The 20412-nt window shown below is 64.1% G+C and carries 18 protein-coding genes; 6 read left to right on the top strand and 12 right to left on the bottom strand.

The window, feature by feature from the left end; genetic code table 11:
- Positions 1–90: 90 nt before the first annotated feature.
- Positions 91–1029 (top strand): LysR family transcriptional regulator, encoded by a 939-nt coding sequence (locus P0D68_RS17170; RefSeq protein WP_091796989.1) that lies wholly within the window; start codon positions 91–93, stop codon positions 1027–1029.
- Positions 1030–1109: 80 nt separating this feature from the next.
- The gene (locus tag P0D68_RS17165; RefSeq protein ID WP_408298472.1) at positions 1110–4712 is read left to right on the top strand and encodes a methylmalonyl-CoA mutase family protein; all 3603 of its coding nucleotides are present in this window, start codon (positions 1110–1112) and stop codon (positions 4710–4712) included.
- A gap of 138 nt (positions 4713–4850) precedes the next feature.
- On the opposite strand, the gene P0D68_RS17160 is transcribed toward P0D68_RS17165, so the two are convergent.
- A complete protein-coding gene (locus P0D68_RS17160) occupies positions 4851–5810 on the bottom strand; it encodes an NAD(P)H-dependent flavin oxidoreductase (protein ID WP_408298474.1) in 960 nt (319 codons plus the stop codon).
- A gap of 285 nt (positions 5811–6095) precedes the next feature.
- Between P0D68_RS17160 and P0D68_RS17155 the strand changes: the two genes are divergently transcribed.
- Positions 6096–6986, top strand: a complete 891-nt coding sequence (locus tag P0D68_RS17155) for an alpha/beta fold hydrolase (RefSeq protein ID WP_408298476.1) — start codon at positions 6096–6098, stop codon at positions 6984–6986.
- Between the two features lie 52 nt (positions 6987–7038).
- On the opposite strand, the gene P0D68_RS17150 is transcribed toward P0D68_RS17155, so the two are convergent.
- Positions 7039–7509: an Lrp/AsnC family transcriptional regulator gene (locus P0D68_RS17150; RefSeq protein ID WP_408184460.1), complete on the bottom strand. Its 471-nt coding sequence runs from the start codon at positions 7507–7509 to the stop codon at positions 7039–7041.
- A 114-nt stretch (positions 7510–7623) separates the two neighbouring features.
- On the opposite strand from P0D68_RS17150, the gene P0D68_RS17145 reads away from it, so the two are divergent.
- A complete protein-coding gene (locus P0D68_RS17145; RefSeq protein ID WP_091796981.1) occupies positions 7624–8523 on the top strand; it encodes a DMT family transporter in 900 nt (299 codons plus the stop codon).
- Between the two features lie 344 nt (positions 8524–8867).
- On the opposite strand, the gene P0D68_RS17140 is transcribed toward P0D68_RS17145, so the two are convergent.
- The 6 genes from P0D68_RS17140 to P0D68_RS17115 all read right to left on the bottom strand — a co-directional run bounded on the left by P0D68_RS17140 (position 8868) and on the right by P0D68_RS17115 (position 13005).
- Complete coding sequence (locus tag P0D68_RS17140) at positions 8868–9788, bottom strand: MBL fold metallo-hydrolase (protein ID WP_408298479.1); 921 nt, start codon at positions 9786–9788, stop codon at positions 8868–8870.
- The gene (locus P0D68_RS17135; protein ID WP_408184462.1) at positions 9785–10258 is read right to left on the bottom strand and encodes a MaoC family dehydratase; all 474 of its coding nucleotides are present in this window, start codon (positions 10256–10258) and stop codon (positions 9785–9787) included. Before P0D68_RS17135 ends, P0D68_RS17140 begins: the two co-directional genes overlap by 4 nt.
- Positions 10255–10479, bottom strand: a complete 225-nt coding sequence (locus tag P0D68_RS17130) for a DUF1289 domain-containing protein (protein ID WP_091796976.1) — start codon at positions 10477–10479, stop codon at positions 10255–10257. Before P0D68_RS17130 ends, P0D68_RS17135 begins: the two co-directional genes overlap by 4 nt.
- Before the next feature lie 4 nt (positions 10480–10483).
- Complete coding sequence (locus P0D68_RS17125; RefSeq protein ID WP_408298482.1) at positions 10484–11005, bottom strand: YbaK/EbsC family protein; 522 nt, start codon at positions 11003–11005, stop codon at positions 10484–10486.
- A 54-nt stretch (positions 11006–11059) separates the two neighbouring features.
- On the bottom strand, positions 11060–11986 hold the full coding sequence (locus tag P0D68_RS17120; RefSeq protein ID WP_408298484.1) for a hydroxymethylglutaryl-CoA lyase: 927 nt from the start codon (positions 11984–11986) through the stop codon (positions 11060–11062).
- Positions 11987–12063: 77 nt separating this feature from the next.
- Complete coding sequence (locus P0D68_RS17115) at positions 12064–13005, bottom strand: 2-hydroxyacid dehydrogenase (protein WP_408184465.1); 942 nt, start codon at positions 13003–13005, stop codon at positions 12064–12066.
- A gap of 370 nt (positions 13006–13375) precedes the next feature.
- Between P0D68_RS17115 and P0D68_RS17110 the strand changes: the two genes are divergently transcribed.
- Positions 13376–13978 (top strand): RBBP9/YdeN family alpha/beta hydrolase, encoded by a 603-nt coding sequence (locus tag P0D68_RS17110; protein ID WP_408184466.1) that lies wholly within the window; start codon positions 13376–13378, stop codon positions 13976–13978.
- A 134-nt stretch (positions 13979–14112) separates the two neighbouring features.
- Positions 14113–15138, top strand: coding sequence for a sulfate ABC transporter substrate-binding protein (locus P0D68_RS17105; RefSeq protein ID WP_408298486.1), 1026 nt, complete (start codon positions 14113–14115; stop codon positions 15136–15138).
- A gap of 90 nt (positions 15139–15228) precedes the next feature.
- On the opposite strand, the gene bioB is transcribed toward P0D68_RS17105, so the two are convergent.
- From bioB to bioA, 4 genes are read right to left on the bottom strand one after another with little or no spacing between them, the layout of a single operon-like run.
- Positions 15229–16308, bottom strand: a complete 1080-nt coding sequence (gene bioB / locus P0D68_RS17100) for a biotin synthase BioB (protein WP_408298488.1) — start codon at positions 16306–16308, stop codon at positions 15229–15231.
- Between the two features lie 34 nt (positions 16309–16342).
- On the bottom strand, positions 16343–17074 hold the full coding sequence (gene bioD / locus P0D68_RS17095; RefSeq protein ID WP_408298490.1) for a dethiobiotin synthase: 732 nt from the start codon (positions 17072–17074) through the stop codon (positions 16343–16345).
- Positions 17071–18255 (bottom strand): 8-amino-7-oxononanoate synthase, encoded by a 1185-nt coding sequence (gene bioF, locus P0D68_RS17090; RefSeq protein WP_408298492.1) that lies wholly within the window; start codon positions 18253–18255, stop codon positions 17071–17073. Before bioF ends, bioD begins: the two co-directional genes overlap by 4 nt.
- Positions 18255–19616, bottom strand: coding sequence for an adenosylmethionine--8-amino-7-oxononanoate transaminase (gene bioA, locus P0D68_RS17085; RefSeq protein WP_408298494.1), 1362 nt, complete (start codon positions 19614–19616; stop codon positions 18255–18257). The genes bioF and bioA overlap by 1 nt, the downstream gene beginning before the upstream one ends.
- Between the last annotated feature and the right edge of the window lie 796 nt (positions 19617–20412).

The following is a 20412-nucleotide window of genomic DNA, read 5'->3' as shown; positions in this document are numbered from 1 at the left end:
CTTCTCATGGCTCACGACGCCGTTTTGCCGACCATCTTTTGATAAACCAGGCAAAATGACACCGATTGATTCCTGAAGTGAGCGATTGAGATGGATACCCTCGTCAGCATGAAAGTGTTCCGCCATGTGGTCGAAGTCGGCAGCTTTGTCGGCGCGGCCGAACGGATGGAGATGTCGGCGGCCATGGCGAGCAAGCACGTGATGCATCTCGAACAGCAACTCGGCGCGCGGCTGCTCAACCGCACCACGCGGCGGGTCGCGCCGACCGAGGCGGGCCGCGAATATTACGAGCGTCTGAGCCAGGTGCTCACCGAACTCGAGGAGGCCGAACAGGTGGTCGGCGCGGCGAGCGTCGTGCCGCAGGGGCGCTTGCGGGTATCGTCGCTGTCGGCGTTCGGCTTGAGTCACGTGATGGCCGCGGTGGCCGACTATGCCGCGCAGTATCCGCAGGTCACCGTCGATATGACGCTGTCCGACCGGGTGGTCGAATTGATCGACGAAGGTTTCGATGTCGCGATCCGGGCTTCGCCGAGCGGGCTCAAGTCGTCTTCGTTGATTGCGCGGCAGATCGCGACCGCGCATCTCGTGCTGTGCGCGTCGCCTGCCTATCTGAAGCGGCACGGCACGCCGAAGACCGTCGCCGATCTGGCGCGTCACAACTATCTGCAATACGCGGGCGTGTCGGCGCTCGAAATCGCGCCTGCCGCCGGTGACGCTTCGACGCGCGTGCGCCTGACGGGCAACCTCATCGTCAACCATCTGGAAGCGCAACGCGTGATCGTGCTGCAGGGCGCGGGCATCGCGATGCTCGGCACCGAAGTGATCGGCGACGATCTGGCCGCGGGGCGTCTCGTGCCGCTGCTGGTGGACGATGTTCCGCCGCGCGAGTTGCCTATTCATGTGGTCTATGCGAGCCGGCGGCATCTGTCGGCGAAGGTGCGCTCGTTTGTCGACTTCCTCGCCGAACGGTTCGCGAACGAGTCGCTGTGGCCGTCGCTCGAACAGATCAAGGCGCTGGCGGTGCGCTAGGCGCGTGGGCCGGTCAAGCGCCGCGACCCGTTTCGCTATACTGGGTGCAGCACCCATACGCGTAACGATCTGGGGGAGACATGACCGATCTGTCCACGCCGCAGCGCATCGGCAGCCACAAGCTGCCCGCGGGCCGGCGATTGCGCTTTGTCACTGCGGCTGCGTTGTTCGATGGCCACGATGCGTCGATCAACATCATGCGGCGCATTCTTCAGGCGAGCGGTGTCGAGGTGATTCACCTCGGCCATAACCGCTCCGTCGATGAAGTCGCCACTGCCGCGCTGCACGAGGACGCCGACGGCGTCGCCGTGTCGAGCTACCAGGGCGGTCACAACGAATACTTCCGCTATCTGGTCGACCTGCTGCGCGCACGCGGCGGCGAGCGCATCAAGGTATTCGGCGGCGGCGGCGGGGTGATCGTCCCGGAAGAAATCGCCGAACTCGAGCGCTACGGCGTCGAGAAGATCTATTCGCCGCAGGACGGCCAGCGGCTTGGTCTGCAAGGCATGATCGACGATATGATCGCGCGCTGCGCCGAAGGGGCGCGCGCGGCGGCGGCCAGTGGGGTGAGTCCGGTTGGCGCGTGGGTGGCCGAGCTTTCGGAGCATGGGCTGCCGCGCTCTGATTCGCATGACGATGCCGCCGCAGAGGGTCACGCGGCCGCTGCGCGCGATCCGGCCAGCAAGGCGATTCACTCGGGCAGGGCCAGCACGGCCAACACGGCCGCCACCGCCACCACCCCCAACCCAACATCCCTCGCTTTCCGCCGGCTCGCGCAACTCATCAGCGCATTCGAAACGGCCGCCATCGACGCCGCCTCGCGCGAAAAACTGTCCGCCGTGGCCAAAGCAACCGCGATTCCCGTCCTCGGCATTACCGGGACAGGCGGCGCCGGCAAGTCGTCGCTCACCGATGAACTGATCCGCCGCTTTCGCCTCGACTACGGCGACGCGCTCACCATCGCCGTGCTCGCCATCGACCCGTCGCGCCGCAAGTCCGGGGGCGCGCTGCTGGGCGACCGCATCCGCATGAACGCTATCGGCGACTGGGGTGGCGGCGCGCGCGTGTACATGCGATCGATGGCGACGCGCGAAGCGTCGAGCGAAATCTCCGCCGCATTGCCCGACGCGCTGATGCTGTGCAAGGCGGCGGGCTTCGATCTGATCGTCGTCGAAACGTCCGGCATCGGTCAGGGCGACGCGGCGATCGTGCCGTTCGTCGACGAATCGCTGTATGTGATGACGCCGGAGTTCGGCGCGGCCAGCCAGTTGGAGAAGATCGACATGCTCGATTTTGCCGGCTTCGTCGCGATCAACAAGTTCGATCGCAAAGGCGCACCGGACGCGTTGCGTGACGTCGCCAAGCAGGTGCAGCGCAATCGCGGCGATTTCGCGAAGTCGCCCGAAGCGATGCCGGTGTTCGGCACGATCGCCTCGCGCTTTAACGATGACGGCGTGACCGCGCTGTACCTGCACGTCGCCGAAGCGCTGCGCAGGCACGGCTTGCGTGTGGGCGGCGGCCGTCTGGCAGCGCCCAAAGGCCTGCGGTTTTCGAGCGGCCGCAACGCCATCGTGCCGCCGACGCGTGTGCGTTATCTGGCGGATATTGCGCAGACGGTTCACGCTTATCGCGAGCGCGCCGACGCGCAAGCACGCGTGGCGCGCGAGCGCTGGCAACTTATCGAGGCGCGCCGGATGCTCGGGGAGGCGGGGGCGGCTGCACGTGGAGTTGCAGTTGCGGGCTCAGGTTCAGCCGCAAGTGCAACCAATGATCCAAGCACAAACGCCGTTTCAGGCACAAACGCGCCTGCGAACTCAACCTCAACCGCAAGCCCAGAAACGACCACACCCGCCGCCACCGGCAACCAGAATCTCTCCCAACTCGACACCCTCATCACCCAACGCACCGCGGCACTCGGCGAACGCGAGCGCATCCTCCTCGACACCTGGCCGCAAACCGTCGCCGCCTATTCGGGCACCGAACACATCGTCCGCATTCGCGACCGCGAAATCCGCACCGCGCTTACCGTCACGACGCTGTCCGGCTCGGAAGTGCGCAAAGTCTCGCTGCCGAAATTCGTCGACCACGGCGAGATCCTGCGCTGGCTGATGCTCGACAATCTGCCCGGTTACTTTCCCTTCACCGCCGGCGTGTTCCCGTTCCGCCGCGAAAACGAAGACCCGACGCGGATGTTCGCCGGCGAAGGCGATCCGCAACGCACCAATCGTCGCTTCAAACTGCTCTCGGAAGGCATGCCGGCCAAGCGTCTGTCCACCGCGTTCGATTCGGTCACGCTCTACGGAGAAGAGCCGCACGAGCGCCCCGACATCTACGGCAAGGTGGGCAATTCGGGCGTTTCGGTGGCGACGCTCGACGATATGAAGACGCTCTACGACGGCTTCGACCTGTGCGCGCCGGAAACCTCGGTTTCCATGACGATCAACGGCCCGGCGCCGACCATTCTCGCGATGTTCTTCAACGTCGCGATCGATCAGCAGATCGCGCGCATGACGCAACAGCAAGGCCGCCCGCTCACGGACGACGAACTCGCCGCGCCGCGCCGCGCGGCGCTGGAAAACGTGCGCGGCACCGTGCAGGCCGACATCCTGAAGGAAGACCAAGGCCAGAACACCTGCATCTTCTCGACCGAATTCAGCCTCAAGGTGATGGGTGATATTCAGGCGTACTTCGTCGAGCACGGCGTGCGCAATTTCTATTCGGTGTCGATTTCCGGCTATCACATCGCCGAAGCCGGCGCGAACCCGATTTCGCAGCTCGCGTACACGCTCGCGAACGGCTTCACCTATGTCGAGGCCTATCTCGCCCGCGGCATGTCGATCGACGACTTCGCGCCGAATCTGTCGTTTTTCTTTTCGAACGGCATGGATCCGGAATACACGGTGCTCGGCCGCGTCGCGCGACGCATCTGGGCCGTTGCCATGCGTGAGCGATACGGCGCGAACGAACGCAGCCAGAAGCTCAAGTATCACGTGCAGACGTCGGGCCGCAGCCTGCACGCGCAGGAGATCGACTTCAACGATATCCGCACCACGCTGCAAGCGCTGATCGCGATTTACGACAACTGCAACTCGCTGCACACGAATGCCTTCGACGAAGCGATCACCACGCCCACGGAAGAGTCGGTGCGCCGCGCGGTGGCGATCCAGTTGATCATCAACCGTGAATGGGGGCTCGCGAAGAATCAGAATCCGAATCAGGGCAGCTTCGTGATCGAGGAACTGACTGACCTGGTGGAAGAGGCGGTGCTGGCCGAATTCGACCGGTTGACCGAGCGCGGCGGCGTGTTGGGCGCGATGGAAACGGGCTATCAGCGTGGACGCATCCAGGACGAGTCGATGCTGTACGAACATCGCAAGCATGACGGTTCGTATCCGATCGTCGGCGTGAACACGTTCTTGAGCCCGCATCCACACGAAGCGCCGCAGCCGATCGCGCTAGCCCGCTCCACCGACGACGAAAAACAGAGCCAGTTGCACCGTCTGCATGCATTCCAGGCGCAGCATCGCGACGCGGCGCCCGCCGCGCTCGAACGCCTCAAGCGCGCGGTGATCGACGATGAAAACGTATTCGCGGTGCTGATGGACGTCGTGCGTGTCTGCTCGCTTGGGCAGATCACGCACGCGTTATTTGAAGTCGGCGGGCAGTATCGCCGCAACATGTGAGTCTTGCTGCACGGCGATCGCTGCGGCTCGGCCTGACGGTCGGGGCTGAGGCGCGGGCCTGACGCGCGGGCCTGACGCGCGGCCGCAGCGAAATCTCCTCAGACCCGGCGCCTCAACCGAGGCGCTCCAATGGGACGCTCAGCGCGCAATCCCCAGCCGCGCCTTCGCATCGTTATATTCCTTCGTGAGACGCTGCACCAGTTCGCTCACGCTCGGCACGTCGTCCATCAGACCGACGCCCTGGCCCGCGCCCCAGATGTCTTTCCACGCCTTCGCCTTGTCGCTGCCGAAGTTCATCTTGGTCTTGTCCGATTCCGGCAGCGCGTCCGGGTCCAGCCCCGCGTTCACGATACTTTCGCGGATGTAGTTGCCGTGCACGCCGGTAAAGAGGTTCGTGTAGATGATGTCCGACGCCGTGGAATTGACGATCGCCTGCTTGTAGCTGTCCACCGCGTGAGCTTCCTTGGTCGCGATGAAGCGCGTGCCCATGTAGGCGAGGTCCGCGCCCATGGCCTGCGCGGCGAGAATCGAGCCGCCGTTGGCGATCGAGCCCGACAGCACGATCGGGCCGTCGAACATGCGCCGCACTTCGCCGACCAGTGCGAACGGCGAGGTCGTACCCGCATGGCCGCCCGCGCCGGAGGCCACCAGGATCAGTCCGTCGACGCCCGCTTCCAGCGCCTTCTGCGCATGCCGCAGATTGATCACGTCGTGCAGCACGATGCCGCCGTAGCTATGCACGGCGTCGACGATATCCCGCGCCGGCGCCCGCAGGCTCGTGATGAAGATCGGCACCTTGTGTTCGACGCACACGCGCACGTCGTGTTCGAGCCGCGTATTCGACTGATGGACGATCTGGTTGACTGCGATCGGCCCGATGATCGCATCGGGGTCGGCCGCCTTGTGCTCGGCGAGCTGCGTCTGGATCTGCGTGAGCCATTCGTCGAGCAACTCAGCCGGGCGGGCATTCAGCGCAGGGAACGAGCCGACGATCCCCGCCTTGCATTGGGCCAGGACGAGTTCGGGATAGCTGACGATGAACATCGGCGAGGCGACGACGGGCAGCGCAAGTTTTTGCAGAACGGCGGGCAATGCCATAGTGCGAGTCTCCTGATTTGAGCGGACCGGTGCGTCGTTGCGCGCCCGGCGATGAATGAGTTTAGCGGCACATGGCTTGCGGCGCTTTTATCAGCCGCAGCCACCCGAATATTTAAGAACGGTCGTTCGATTATAGGCGAAGCGCCGTGCTTGCGTCCGGTCGCTGCGTTTGGAACAGTTGGAAGGAGTGTTCAGGTTCTATGCTTGCGTGGGCTGTCCCACCTCGCGCGGTCATATTGGGCTCCTACAATGCAGTGACTCCAAATCACAAAAGAGAGAGACGCCATGGCCTTCGAGAATTTCACGCCCTTTCGCGTCGCCGTGGGCGATGTCGATATTTTCGGAGTGAAGGGCGGAGCGGGGCCGCCTCTTCTGCTGCTGCACGGTCATCCGCAGTCGCATCTGATCTGGCAAAAGTGCGCCGCGCAACTGGCCGAACATTTCACCGTCATCGCAACCGACCTGCGCGGCTACGGCGCATCGGGCAAGCCGCCGAGCGACGCCACGCACACGCCGTATTCCAAGCGCGCAATGGCCGCCGATCAGGTTGCCGTGATGCGTCATTTCGGCTTCGAACGTTTTCTCGTGTGCGCCCACGATCGCGGCGCGCGCGTCGCGCACCGCATGGCGCTCGACCACAGCGATGCCGTCGAGCGTCTGATGCTGCTCGATATCGCGCCGACGCTCGCGATGTACGAAGCCACCGACCGCGCCTTTGCGACGCACTATTTCCACTGGTTCTTCCTGATCCAGCCGGAGCCGCTGCCCGAGACGCTGATCGGCGCGAACCCGACGGCCTATGTCGACGCGGTGATGGGCAGCCGTCACGCGGGTCTGGCGCCGTTCGAGCCCGCCGCGCTCGACGCCTATCGGTCGGCGCTGGCCGAACCGGGCGCCGTGCACGCGATGTGCGAGGACTACCGCGCGTCGGCGAGCATCGACCTGGAGCACGACCGGGCCGATATCGAACGAGGTCACAAGATCGGCTGTCCGCTGCGCGTGCTGTGGGGCGACAAGGGTGTGATCGAGAAGTGCTTTGACGCGCTGGCGGAATGGCGCCATGTGGCGCGCGACGTGAGTGGCCGCGCGTTGCCTTGCGGGCATTACATCCCCGAGGAAGCGTCGAGCGAACTGGTCGCCGAAATGCTGTCCTTCTTCGAAGCGGTCGAACAGTAACTCAGCCGCTTCGTTCCCTTCGTTCCGCCGCGCACACGCACCCGCGCTTCGTCTAGCCGAGCGGCGGCAAGCGGCGCGCGACCGGCGTCGACTTGACGATGGCGGAACTGGTCTCCGCGCGCTCGGCGACTTTCGTCAGAATTTCGTCGAGCTGCTCGATCGAGTGGAGGTACAGGCGGCAGATGAAACAATCGTCGCCCGTCACCTTGTCGCACTCGACGAACTCCGGAATCCGCCGGATCACTTCTTCCACGAGATGCAACTGACCGGGCAGCGGCTTCACGCGCACGATGGCCTGCAACGTGTAGCCGAGGGCGCGCGGATCGATGTGCACCGTAAAGCGCTCGATCACGCCTTGCGCTTCGAGCCTGCGCACGCGCTCCGCCGTACTCGGCGCCGACAGTCCGACCAGACGCGCCAGTTCGCTGACCGGCTGACGGGCGTCTTCCGCCAGCGCGGCGAGTAGTGCGCGGTCCGTCTGGTCGAGTGGGGCAGGTGCCGAAGGAGTAAGGCGTTTGGTCATGACGGCCTTCGATTATTAGGTTCCATCGCGGTAGTGCTTAAGTTTAGCCATGTATTCGGGCGATCGGATTAATTACACTGCTGGTCGTGCAGGAATCAATTCGAGGATTGAATCATGGCGTCAAACGAAATTCGCCGCGGAGCCGCGGAAATGACCATGGCCATGCTGATGTCCGGCACCATCGGCTGGCTCGTGGTGTCGTCGCAGCAAGGCCCGTTCAATGTCGTGTTTTTCCGCTGCATTTTCGGCGGCGCGACGCTGGCGCTCGTCTGTGCGGTGCTGGGTTTGTTCCGGCGCCAGCTCTTCTCGTGGAAGATGCTCGGCCTCGCCTTGCTCGGCGGGGCGGCGATCGTCATCAACTGGGTGCTGCTGTTCGCCGCGTATTCGCGCGCGTCGATCTCGATGGCCACGGCCGTCTATAACACGCAGCCGTTCATGCTGGTGGCGCTCGGCGCCCTGGTGTTTCGCGAGCGCATCAGCCCGTCGACCGTGGTCTGGCTGGTGGTTGCGTTCATCGGCCTCGTGTTCGTCGTGAGGGTCGAGCCGGCGGTGTTGGCGGTGCCGGGGCAATACCTGGTCGGCGTCGCGTATGCGGTGGGCGCGGCGGCCATGTATGCCGTGTCGTCGATCATCACGAAGCGGCTCAAAGGGACGCCGCCGCATCTGATCGCGTTGATCCAGGTGTCGCTCGGCGTGCTGATGCTCGCGCCGTTCGTGCGCTTCGACGCGCTGCCCACAAGCGGTGTGCAGTGGCTCGAACTGGTCGTGCTCGGCATCGTCAATACCGGGCTCATGTACGTGCTGCTGTATGGAGCGATCCAGAAGCTGCCGACTTCAATGACCGGCGCGCTCTCGTTTATCTATCCGGTGGTGGCGATCATCGTCGATCGGGTTGCGTTCGGGCAAACGCTGGCGTGGATTCAGGTGCTCGGCGCGCTGCTGATTCTGTTGGCTGCCGCCGGCGTCAATCTCGGCTGGCGGATCGTGCCGCACAAGCGCCTGTCGTCGACCTGACACGCACTGTGTCATTGCGGCGTGCCGCAATGCTATGGATTCCAGAGTAACTGGGCGCAGGTATTGTTCGTATGAGCGGACTAATGTTTCGAAAGCTGCACGACTACGGGGTTTTGTAGTGTGACGTGTATGCCGCTTTAAAAGCGCGCGTCAAACTTCTGTAGGGAAATCACTGATGCGGCCAAAAAACCGGCACGCGTATCATGCGACTTGACGCTGATCACGTCCGACAGAATTTCCGCCGCTCGCCAGTCATGGTTGAGCGGCTTTCTTTTTGTACCGACGGTTCGAGCATCTCGCGCTGCCTGTCAGTGGCGGCGCGCTCCACGTCACGTCACGTCACGTCACGACGCACGCGCGACAATGCGCTCACCATCCACTTCCAGCGGCCCATTTCTCGCCGCCAGCTCGTCCACGATCTCTTTCACCAGCGCGGGCCACTCGCCGCGCGGCTTGAGTATCGACGCGGCGGCGCGCATCACGGCGGCGTCGTCGAGCATGTGCAGCAACGTGTCGAGGCGCATTGCGCGGACTTCGAGCAGCTTGAACACGATCAGCACCTTCAACGCATTCTTTGCGTTGCGCGCGGGATCGGCACGCAGCCACGCCAACCGCGAGAAAGCGCGTTCAAGCGCCTGTTCGACATTCGTGAAGGGTGCGCCATGACCGGGAATGACGAGGCGCACGTCGAGCTTCGCAATGGCTTCCAGTACGGCCTGCTCCTCGGCGAATCCGCTCTCGCCCTCCAGTTCGGGAAAGATCACGCCGAAGCCGTTTTCCCACAGCGCATCCGCGCTGATCAGGATGCGCTCGCCCGCGCAGTAGAGCATCAGCGAATGCGGATCGTGGCCGGGCGCGCCGAGCACGTCCCAGTCGAGCGCGCCGAGCCGCAACTGTGCGCCGGGTGCAATCGTTCCAGTGAAGCCGAAGCGCTCGCAGTTCTGGCCGGTGGCGCGAAACGTGAGGCGTGCCTCGTCCCAGTCGCGCACGGCATCGGCTTCCGAGGCGGGAATCACGGTGCGGCATGGCCACGTCGCTTGCAGGAGCGCATTGCCGCCGCAGTGGTCCGAGTGCAGATGCGTGTTGACGATCAGATCGAGCGGCCGTGTGCCTAGCGCCTGCCGCACCAGCGCGACCGTTTGCGGCGCGTGCGTCGCATAGCCGGTATCGATGAGCGCGGCGCATGCGTCGTCCACCAATAGCACGTTGTTCGACGATAGCCAGCCGCGTTCGAAGACGCGCATCGATTCCGGCAGCGTGATCATGTTGAGTGGGGCGTCGCGCTTGCGTGAGCGGCGGCTTCGGGTTTCGGCATGACGAGAATGGTCGACGAACCGATCAACATGAGCTCGCCGCGCTGATTTACGACCGTGCCTTCGAGGTGCGTCAGATCGCCGTTCAGGCTCGGTTTCCAGTAAGCGTGCTTTACCCGCCAGCTGATGGTGAGCGTGTCGTTCGCATGGACGGCTTTCTTCAGCTTGATATCGAACTCGAGACCAAGCGGTTGCGCGTAGGCCGAGTAATGCGTCGCCAGCAGCGCCATGAAATGCGCGGTTGGTTGTGTACCGGACGCAATCAGGCCGCCGAAGCGGCTCTGCGCCGCATACGCTTCGTCGTGATGCAACGGATTATGGTCGTTGACGAGCGATGCAAACGATTTCACCGATTCCGCCGATAGCGCCAGCGTCGAACTGAACGTCTCGCCGATCGTGACGATGCGCGGCGCGGCGTTCATCGCTGCTCCTTCGGCAGGCTCGCCATGAACTCCACGTGGCGCGCCTCGATCGCGTCCCAGACCGCACGCTTCGCGTCGTCGTCGAACGACGACCAGCCGGCAATTTCGTCGATGGTGCGCAGGCATCCTTCGCACCAGCCGGTCGATGCATCCATCCTGCACACGCTGATGCAAGGCGACGGCACGGCGTGGTCGTCTTCGTTATCGAAGCCTGCTGTCATGTCGTCACGCCGTCTCGCGCAGCGCCACGTCGATCACCGGCGCGCCCGTCAGCGCGATCAGTTCCTGCGCCGTCAGATTGAACACCGCATGCGGATGGCCCGCCGCGGCCCACAGGCTGTCGAGTTCGAGCAGATCGGCGTCGATCAGCGTGACCGGTTCGGTGGCGTGACCGATCGGACAGACGCCGCCAATCGCATAGCCGGTTTTTTCGCGGACGAACTTCGCATCCGCGCGGCCGATTTCGCCGACCTGCGCGGCGACCTTTCTTTCGTCGACGCGATTCGCGCCGCTCGCCACCACCAATACCGGCGCATCGTCTTCACGGCGGCGAAACAGGATCGATTTGGCGATCTGCGCGACCGAGCAGCCAAGTCCGGCGGCGGCTTCGGCGGATGTCTTGCCGGTTTCCGGCAGCATCACGATGCGGCCCGCGTGACCGCGTTCGCGCAACAGCAGCGCGACGCGGCGTGCCGAGTCGGGCAGCGCGGTGAGATCGTCGGATTCGAGAGAAGCGTGGTCCGTCATCGTTTCAGGTCCTGATGGTTTGCATGAGTATTGAGCGCATGCGTCGAGCAAGCGTCAGACGCAATTGGCCGCTTCGCTGCGCGCCTTGGCGAGCAGCGCTTTACCGGCGCGCGAAACGTTGGGCCGGCCGATCGACGTGGAGATGAAATCGCCGATGGCCACGACTTGCGCGAGGTCGATGCCGGTTTCGATGCCGAGCCCATTCATCAGATACAGCACGTCTTCGGTCGCGACGTTGCCGGTCGCGCCCTTTGCATACGGACAACCGCCGAGGCCCGCCACCGACGCGTGATAGATCTCGATGCCTTCCAGCAACGCCGCGTAGATGTTGGCGAGCGCCTGACCATAGGTGTCGTGAAAGTGGCCCGACAGACGCTCGCGCGGAAACACCCGGGTGACCGCTTCGAACACTTCACGCGTGCGCTTGGGCGTGCCGACGCCGATCGTGTCGGCGATATCGATTTCGTCGCAACCGAGCGCCGCGAAGCGCTCGACGACATCCACCACCGACGCCACCGGCACTTCGCCCTGATACGGACAACCCAGCGCGCACGACACGCTGCCGCGAATCCGCAGGCCGTGCTGCTTGGCCGCCTGCGCGACGGGCGCGAACCGGTCGATGCTTTCCGCGATGCTGCAGTTGATGTTTTTCTGCGAGAACGCTTCGCTGGCGGCGCCGAAAATCACGATCTCGTCCGCACGCGCGGCGAGCGCGCCTTCGAAGCCGCGCAGGTTGGGCGTCAGCACCGAGTAGATCGTGCCGGGTCGCCGTTCGATGCCCGCCATCACGTCCGCGCCGTCCGCCATTTGCGGCACCCATTTCGGCGACACGAACGAAGCGGCCTCAACGTTACGGAAGCCCGCCGCGGACAGACGGTTGATCAACTCGATCTTGGTCGCGGTGGGGACGAACTCTTTTTCGTTCTGCAGTCCGTCACGCGGGCCGACTTCGACGATTTTCACTTGCTGGGGCAGTGCCATGATGTGTCTCCTATGCGGTCCCATGCAACCGGTCGCCGCCAGATAGGGCGGCGCTCCTTTAACGGGACCCGATATGTTCAGTATCCACGTTCGATATTCACCACGCCGCTGACGGTAGCGCCGCCTACCAGCGCGGTGATCTTCCTCGCGACCTGAGCGACGCTTTCTTCGCGCAACGTCAAAGCCGACACATGCGGCGTGATCGTGATGCGCGGCTCCCGCCAGAACAGATGATCCGCCGGCAGCGGTTCTTCGCGGAACACGTCGAGCGTGGCGGCGGCGATCTGGCCGCTCGCGAGCGCGTCGAGCAGGTCCGGTTCGACCAGATGTCCGCCGCGCGCCACATTGATCAGATACGCGCCGCGCGCAAGCCTCGCGAAGGTGCGCGCGTTCAGCACGTCGCCGGTTTCAGGCGTATGCGGCAGTAGATTCACCAGCACTTTCACACCGTCGAGAAACGCGTCGAATTGCGTTTCGCCGGCAAACGTCGCGATGCCGTCGATCTGCCGCGGGCTGCGGCTGTAACCGCGCACCGGCATGCCGAATGCCGCCACCGCCTGTGCGACATGCGCGCCGAGCACGCCGAGTCCCAACACGCCGACGGTAAAACTTTCGCGCGGATGCGGCTCCAGCACTTCCCAGCGGCGCTCGTTTTGCCGCGTTTGATATTCGTCGAAGCGACGCAGATAGCGCAGCACGGCATGCGTGACGTACTCGGCCATTTGCAGCGCCATGCCGGTGTCTTCGAGGCGGATCAACTGCGCGTTGCGCGGCAACGTGCCGGGTTGTTCGTGTTCCAGCGCGAGGATCGCGTCGACGCCCGCGCCGAGATTGAAGATGGCGCGCAGATCGTCGCGGCCGGCCAGCATCTCGCGCGGCGGGCGCCACACCACCGCGAAATCGGCGGGCGCGGTATCGCCCGGCTGCCATTCACGCAGATCGGCCTCCGGCAGCGCGCGGGCGAAGTCGTGCAGCCACGCAGCGGCGTCGGCATGCGGCATGTAGAAGAGGATTTTCATACGGTCCGGAAGGCGCCTGCGTGGTCGAGTCGAGTGACGGAGAAGCCACGACATGGCGGATGCGGCAGATGCAATGCTGCGGACGACGCGTGCGGCATGAGGCCTCCTCCTTTTATGGATAGGCTTCATTCTACTTTTTCGACGCGGATTGCGCGCGTTTGCGCACGAGCGTGCGGTTTTGGTGGTGCGCTTTCCGTCGGGAGACCTCTATCTGGCGGTGCTTACGAGCGTTTGGCGCTCCATTTGCCAGCCCATTTGCTCGCGCGTTTGCTCGCGCATTTGCCCCATAACCAAAGCACAAAAACTTGGTTCGCCCACGCGGGCCCCGGCGAGACAATCACTATCCGGAATTCCGCAGCGAGGCACCCACATGCTTTCATGCACCAAATCGACATGGCCGCCGCGGCTCGTCACCGTTCCCGGCCTGCACGGCAGCGAGGGCGCGCACTGGCAGACATGGCTGGAGCGGCAGTTCGCGCGCTCGCTGCGCGTCGAACAAGCCGACTGGGACGCGCCGGACCTCGCGCGGTGGTCCAAATCGTTGCGCGATCTGCTGGCGCGCGAGCGCGGGCCGTTCGTGCTGGCCGCGCATAGCTTCGGCTGCCTCGCGACCGCGCACGCGCTGCAGCAGGCGTCGTACGCGAACGACGTGATCGGCGTGCTGTTCGTCGCGCCCGCGAGTCCGCAGAAATTCACCTTCGCGGGACCGTTCGACGCGCGGCGTCTCGGCGTGCCATCCATTCTGATCGGCAGCGAAACCGATCCGTGGATGTCGCTCGCCGGATCACGCGATCTGGCGCAGCGTTTCGGCAGTGCGTTCGTCAATCTCGGTGACGCGGGACATATCAACACCGCGGCCGGATTTGGTCCGTGGCCGCGCGCGAAGTATTTCGTCGACACGCTGGTGCATTGCGCGGCGCCGTTGCGTTTTCGCGAGGAGTCGTTCGACGCCGCACAGCACGCGTTCGTTTGAGTGGCCGGGCCGGCGTTCGCGCATCGCCGGGCGCGCGGACGGCCCGCTGGCCAAGTAAGCGATCCGTTAGAATCCCGCTTCATGCCGCGCGTTCGTGCGGCCACTGGTTTTCATCAACGATAGGCGGGGACAGGATGGCAGGCAAGACGGGGACATCGCGCTGGCTGGCAGCCGGCATGACGGCAATCACGCTCGCGCTGGCGGGTGTGTCGACGGCGCACGCGGATGCGTCGCTGCTCAATGTGTCGTACGACGTGACGCGTGAGTTGTATAAGGACATCAACGCCGGCTTCATTGCCGCGTACAAGGAGAAGAGCGGCGAGACCGTGTCGATTCGCCAGTCGCACGGCGCGTCGAGCGCGCAGGCGCTGTCGGTGCTGCAAGGCTTGCAGGCCGATGTGGTGACGATGAATCAGCCCAACGACATCGACCTGCTCGCCGAGAAAGGCCAACTGGTGCCGGCCAACTGGCGCGCGCGTCTGCCCGACGACAGCGCACCGTACACCACGACGATGGTGTTCCTCGTACGCAAGGGCAACCCGAAGCACATCAAGGACTGGGACGATCTCGCCAAGCCCGGCGTGCAGGTGGTGATCGCCAATCCGAAGACATCGGGTAACGGGCGCTATACGTATCTGGCCGCGTGGGGTTATCGCAAGCAACACGGCGGCACCGACGCGCAGGCGCTCGACTTCGAAAAGGCGATCTTCAAGAACGTGCCGGTGCTCGACACGGGCGGACGAGGCGCGACCACCACGTTCACGCAGCGCGGTATCGGCGACGTGCTGGTGACGTTCGAAAACGAAGTGGCGCTGATGGACACGGGGGTGGGCGGGGGCAACTTCGAGGCCGTCTATCCGTCGGTGAGTCTGCTGGCGGCGCCGCCGGTTTCGATCGTCGACAAGGTGGTCGACAAGCGCGGCACGCGCAAGGAGGCGCAGGCCTACCTCGACTATCTGTGGTCGCCGGCCGCGCAGGAAATCATCGCGCAGCATCATCTGCGTCCGCGAGACAAGACGGTGCTCGCGAAGCATGCCGCGGAGTTCAAGCCGATCAAGACGTTCACGGTCGAAGAAATGTTCGGCAACTGGCAGAAAGCGCAGCAAACCCATTTTTCCGACGGCGGGACGTTTGATCAGATCATCGTCGACAAGAAATAAAACTTCGGCTTCTTAAGTAAAAAGGCTGCCTCGTACAAAACGAGGCAGCCTTTTTTATCGCGCGCGTTTTATTGCACGCGGCGCACGCGCTCAGTTCGGTGCGGCGTGTTTATCGCAGCCGTGCTCGCAGCCGCTTTGATCGAGCGGCATTTGTTGCGCGGCCTCGGCGCGAATGCCGAGTCGTTCGAGCAGCTTGCGGTCGGCTTCCGCCTGCGGATTGCTCGTGGTCAGCAATTGATCGCCGTAGAAAATCGAGTTCGCGCCGGCGAGGAAGCACATGGCCTGCAACGCTTCGTTCATCTGCTCGCGGCCCGCCGACAGACGCACCATGGCGCGCGGCATGGTGATGCGCGCAATCGCAATCGTGCGCACGAATTCGAACGGGTCGATCGCTTCCGTGCCGGTCAGCGGCGTGCCTTCCACCTGCACCAGATTGTTGATGGGCACCGATTCCGGATACGGCTCCATGTTCGCCAGCTGCGCGATCAGGCCGGCGCGCTCACGACGCGACTCGCCCAGTCCGACAATCCCGCCGCAGCACACGTTGATGCCGGCATCGCGCACGCGCTCGAGCGTGTCGAGGCGATCCTGATACGTACGCGTCGAAATAATCTGGCCGTAGAACTCCGGCGACGTATCGAGATTGTGGTTGTAGTAGTCGAGGCCTGCTTCGCGCAGCCCTTGCGCCTGATGCGTTTCGAGCATGCCGAGCGTCACGCAGGTTTCGAGACCCATCGCCTTCACGCCGCGGATCATGTCCTTGATCGGTTCGAGGTGACGGTCTTTCGGATTACGCCATGCGGCGCCCATGCAGAAACGCGTCGCGCCGTTTTCCTTGGCGACCTTCGCGGCGGCGAGCACTTCGTCGACCGGCATCAGTTTGTCGGCTTGCAGGCCCGTGTCGTGATGCACCGACTGCGGACAGTACGCGCAATCTTCTTCGCAGCCGCCGGTCTTGATCGACAGCAGCGTCGACAGTTGCACGGTGTTCGCGTCGAAATGTTCGCGATGGGTTTGCTGCGCCTGGAACATCAGGTCGTTGAACGGCAGTTCGTACAACGCCACGATGTCCGCCACGCGCCAGCGCGCGACCTGCTTCGTGCCGGCTGCGGCGTTGTTATTGGCGGCGGCCGTATCGGCGGACGCCGGAGCGATGTTCAGTTGCGTCATGTCGTCGATCCTCATGGATGGATGTGATGGGGGTTCAGCGCTGCGCGTGGCGCAGCGTCTGCAAAAGGCGGTTGATGTCGAGCCGCTCCGCCGCGAACTCGGGCGAAGCGGGGCTCAGATGCGGCACGATGCCGAGCAGCGGCGCGTCGTATTCGCGGGCGAGATGCGCGCGGATCGACGCAATGTTTTCGTCGGGAAACGTCATGTCCGGATCGATGCGGTTGGCAACCCAGCCGGCGAGCGTGAGCCCGCGCGCGGCGATCGCTTCGGCGGTGAGCAGCGCATGGCTGATGCAACCGAGCCGCATGCCGACCACCAGCACGACCGGCAGTTTCAGGGCAACGGCGAGATCGGCGGTGTCCTGAGTGGCGGTCAACGGCACGCGAAATCCGCCGACGCCTTCCACCACGACGATCTGCGCGCGCTTGAGCGCTTGCGCGTGACAGTCGACGATACGGTCCAGATCGAGCGAGACGTTTTCCAGCGCGGCCGCAATATGCGGCGCGGCCGGTTCCTTCAACAGATACGGTGTGCGCATCTCGGGCGGCAGCAGGACGTTCGACGCGGCGTCGAGTTGATCCGCGTCCTCGTTATGCAGCACGCCGTCCACTTCGAACGCGCCGGCGGCGATCGGCTTCATCGCGGCGGCTTGCAGCCCTTCGCGAACGAAGCCGCGCAACAGTGCAGCCGAGACGAACGTCTTGCCGATTTCCGTATCGGTGCCGGTGACGAACAACGACAGTGCGTTTTGATTCGCGCTACTCATGCCGCTTTCGCTCCCAATTGCTGCAAGCCGGCTTCGAGCCGATCGAGGTCCGCCTGCGAGTGCGCGGCCGACAGCGAAATGCGCAAGCGCGATGTGCCGGCGGGCACGGTCGGCGGACGGATGGCCGGCACCCATAGACCCGCACGTTCGAGGGTGGCCGCGATATCCAGCGTGGCATCGTTCGCGCCGATGATGAGCGGTTGCACGGCCGTATGCGAATCGACCGGTATCCACGGCGTTGCCTTGAGCATGGCGCGCGTGCGCTCGATCAACTGCTGAAGATGCGCGCGCCGCGCGTCGCCTTCTTCGCCGCCGATGATACGCAGGCTTGCCGACACCGCGTGCGCGGCGGCCGGCACCGACGCCGTAGTGAAAATGTACGGACGTGCGCGCTGCACGAGCCATTCGATCACCGTCTCATGCGCCGCGACGAATGCGCCGGAAACGCCGGCCGCTTTGCCGAGCGTGCCGATCGAAATGAGGTTCGGCGAACGCAGCGCTGCTTGCGCGATCGCGCCGCGGCCTTGCGGGCCGAGCACGCCGAAACCGTGCGCGTCGTCGACGATCAGCCACGCGCCGTGTTTTTCCGCGAGTTCGAGCAGGCGCGGCAGCGGCGCTATGTCGCCGTCCATGCTGAAGACGGTGTCGGAGACGACCACTTTGACATCGGCGTCCGAGGCTTCGAGCATCGCGCTCAGCGCTTCGGTATCGCAGTGCGGGTAGATCTGCACGTCGGCGCGGGACAAACGCGCGCCGTCGATCAGCGAAGCGTGATTCAGCGAGTCGGAGAAGAGCGTCGTGCCGCGGCCCGCGAGTGCGGTAAGCGTGGCGAGATTCGCCATGTAGCCGGTGCTGAAGTAGAGCGCGCGCGCATTGTCGACGAAGCCGCCGACGAATTCCGCGAGATCGTCTTCGAGTTGCGCATGCGCGCGCGAGTGGCCGCCGAGCAGATGCGAGCCGCCGCTGCCCGCGCCATAGCGCTCTGCGCCTTCGGCGATGGCCGCGATCAGTTGCGGATGCGCGGCGAGCCCGAGATAGTCGTTGCTGGCGAAGCCGATGATCGCGCGGCCGTCGACCGTCATGTGGGCCGCGCACGGCGTGTCGGCGGTGCGGCGGCGACGGCGCAGGCCGCGCGCGTCGATCTCCTTCAGCCCTTCGGCGAGCGTGTCGAGCAGATGCATTAGCGGGTCTCCGCAAGCGTGGCTTCGAAGGTTTCCCGCGTGCGTGAAGCGAGCAGCGCGAGTTCTTCGTCGTCGAGGATATAAGGGGGCATGAGATACACCGTGGTTCCGATTGGGCGCAGCAGCAGTTCGCGCTGCAACGCGTTTTCGAAGAAGCGGCGCGAGAATGTTCTGGCTTGCTGAGCATCGTCGATCACGGCATCGAACGCGAAGATCGTGCCGCGCTGACGCAGATTGCGGACTTGCTCGTGATCGGCGAGCGGCGCGAGCGCGTCTTTCAGTTTTGCGGACTTCTGCGTGTTGGCGGCGAGAACGTTGTCGCTCTCGAACAGATCGAGCGTAGCGAGCGCCGCGCGGCAGGCGAGCGGATTGCCGGTGTACGAATGCGAGTGCAGGAAGCCGCGCGCGGTGTCGTCGTGATAGAAGGCTTCGAAAATTTCGTCGCGCGACAGCACGATCGAAAGCGGCAGATACCCGCCGCTGATACCTTTCGACAGACAGATGAAATCCGGCCAGATGCCGGCCTGTTCGCATGCGAAGAAGGTGCCGGTGCGTCCGCAGCCGACGGCGATCTCATCGGCGATCAGATGCACGCCGTATTGATCGCACAAGGCGCGCAATCCGGCGATATACGACGCGTCGTGCATGGCCATGCCGGCCGCGCATTGCACGAGCGGCTCGATGATCAGCGCGGCGATTTTCGTGGCGCGTGCTTCGAACAGTGCGCGAACGTGATCGAGTGCGCGACGCGCGACATCGGCGGCGCTTTCACCAGCTTGCGCGAGACGAGCATCGGGCGATGCCACGACATGCGCGTGGCGGATCAACGGGTCGTAGGCGTCCTTGAACAGCGCGACATCGGTGACACCGAGTGCGCCGATGGTTTCGCCGTGATAGCTGTTGGCCGTGCAGACGAATTCCTGCTTGTCGGCGAAACCGCGATTGCGCCATGAGTGGAAGCTCATCTTCAAGGCGATTTCGACGGCGGATGCGCCATCCGATGCGAAGAATGCGTGGCCAAGCGTATTGCCGGTGAGCGCGCTGAGCCGCTCTGCGAGTTCGATAGCCGGTTCATGCGTGCAGCCGGCGAGCATGGCGTGTTCGAGCGTGTCGAGTTGATCTTTGAGCGCCGCGTTGATGCGCGGGTTGGCGTGACCGAACAGGTTGACCCACCAGGAGCTGATGGCATCCAGATAGCGATGGCCGGCGCGATCGTAGAGCCACGCGCCTTGACCACGCGCGACGGGCACGAGCGGCAGGCGCTCGTGGTGCTTCATCTGCGTGCAGGGGTGCCAGACGGCGCGCAGGCTGCGGGCGATCCAGTCTTCGGGGGCTGTTGACTGTGCTGCTGACTTTTCCAAAGGGTACTCCAGGGTGCTTTTTGGCCGCTGTGCGGCGTGGCTTTTTTAGGGCCATTTTCGAGCGTGCTGCGCTTCTTTTTTCTGCGCTGCGCGCGGCCCTTGGCGGGCTTGCGGGGTCGAGATTAGCGGTTTATTTCGTGCTGTGCACTAGGGGCGGATGGGCGGTTTTTGCCTGCGGCGCTGGGGTTGTTGGCTGTTCGATGCAGGTGGTTTCTGTTTTCCGCGGAAGGTTGCTGATCGGTGCAGTTAGCGACGGCAAAGTAGTTGGGTTTTACTGGCGGGAAATTGGGGTGGGCGGGGCTTTTTTGCCTGTTCGGCGGTTTTTTGGCTGTGGTCTTTGTGGTGTTGGCCTTTCCTTGCTTTGTTAGTGGTCTATTGGCGTTGCCCCTGTGCGGGGCGGCACCTACTTTCTTTGCCGCGGCAAAGAAAGTAGGCAAAGAAAGCCGCTTTGCACCGCCAGCTCTTAAGCGGGGCCCCCGCGCAGCCACGGTAGTGGTCCATCTGGAATCCGTGCCCTCGCACATTTGGCCTTCGTGACAAGGCAGTCATGCCTCCCGCCTCGCACTGCGCGCTCGCCGGAATGGTCAGCCGGAAACCAGAGGCCTCGTTCGGGTGCGGCGGGAGCCGTCGGCTTCGCCTCGGCGTGGCGCCGAGGCGGCCCGCGCAAGGAGCGAGCGGAATTTTTGGAAGCCCGGCCGATACATGAAGCGAGCCGAAGGATTAGAAGTACCGCCAGCGTAAGAACCGAGCCGTGGCATTAGAGATACTGCCGGCGTAAGAGCCGAGCCGAGGCATA

The sequence above is a fragment of the Paraburkholderia sp. RL17-380-BIE-A genome, from assembly GCF_046028085.1.
Lineage (GTDB): Bacteria > Pseudomonadota > Gammaproteobacteria > Burkholderiales > Burkholderiaceae > Paraburkholderia.
The sequence above is the reverse complement of the archived record's forward strand: the minus strand, read 5'-3'. Positions and strand labels throughout refer to the sequence as shown.

Bases quoted from the DNA above. Each gene is read 5' to 3' on its own strand.
- P0D68_RS17170 (WP_091796989.1), top strand. From the start codon at position 91: ATGGATACCCTCGTCAGCATGAAAGTGTTCCGCCATGTGGTCGAAGTC.
- P0D68_RS17165 (WP_408298472.1), top strand. From the start codon at position 1,110: ATGACCGATCTGTCCACGCCGCAGCGCATCGGCAGCCACAAGCTGCCC.
- P0D68_RS17160 (WP_408298474.1), bottom strand. From the start codon at position 5,810: ATGGCATTGCCCGCCGTTCTGCAAAAACTTGCGCTGCCCGTCGTCGCC.
- P0D68_RS17155 (WP_408298476.1), top strand. From the start codon at position 6,096: ATGGCCTTCGAGAATTTCACGCCCTTTCGCGTCGCCGTGGGCGATGTC.
- P0D68_RS17150 (WP_408184460.1), bottom strand. From the start codon at position 7,509: ATGACCAAACGCCTTACTCCTTCGGCACCTGCCCCACTCGACCAGACG.
- P0D68_RS17145 (WP_091796981.1), top strand. From the start codon at position 7,624: ATGGCGTCAAACGAAATTCGCCGCGGAGCCGCGGAAATGACCATGGCC.
- P0D68_RS17140 (WP_408298479.1), bottom strand. From the start codon at position 9,788: ATGATCACGCTGCCGGAATCGATGCGCGTCTTCGAACGCGGCTGGCTA.
- P0D68_RS17135 (WP_408184462.1), bottom strand. From the start codon at position 10,258: ATGAACGCCGCGCCGCGCATCGTCACGATCGGCGAGACGTTCAGTTCG.
- P0D68_RS17130 (WP_091796976.1), bottom strand. From the start codon at position 10,479: ATGACAGCAGGCTTCGATAACGAAGACGACCACGCCGTGCCGTCGCCT.
- P0D68_RS17125 (WP_408298482.1), bottom strand. From the start codon at position 11,005: ATGACGGACCACGCTTCTCTCGAATCCGACGATCTCACCGCGCTGCCC.
- P0D68_RS17120 (WP_408298484.1), bottom strand. From the start codon at position 11,986: ATGGCACTGCCCCAGCAAGTGAAAATCGTCGAAGTCGGCCCGCGTGAC.
- P0D68_RS17115 (WP_408184465.1), bottom strand. From the start codon at position 13,005: ATGAAAATCCTCTTCTACATGCCGCATGCCGACGCCGCTGCGTGGCTG.
- P0D68_RS17110 (WP_408184466.1), top strand. From the start codon at position 13,376: ATGCTTTCATGCACCAAATCGACATGGCCGCCGCGGCTCGTCACCGTT.
- P0D68_RS17105 (WP_408298486.1), top strand. From the start codon at position 14,113: ATGGCAGGCAAGACGGGGACATCGCGCTGGCTGGCAGCCGGCATGACG.
- bioB (WP_408298488.1), bottom strand. From the start codon at position 16,308: ATGACGCAACTGAACATCGCTCCGGCGTCCGCCGATACGGCCGCCGCC.
- bioD (WP_408298490.1), bottom strand. From the start codon at position 17,074: ATGAGTAGCGCGAATCAAAACGCACTGTCGTTGTTCGTCACCGGCACC.
- bioF (WP_408298492.1), bottom strand. From the start codon at position 18,255: ATGCATCTGCTCGACACGCTCGCCGAAGGGCTGAAGGAGATCGACGCG.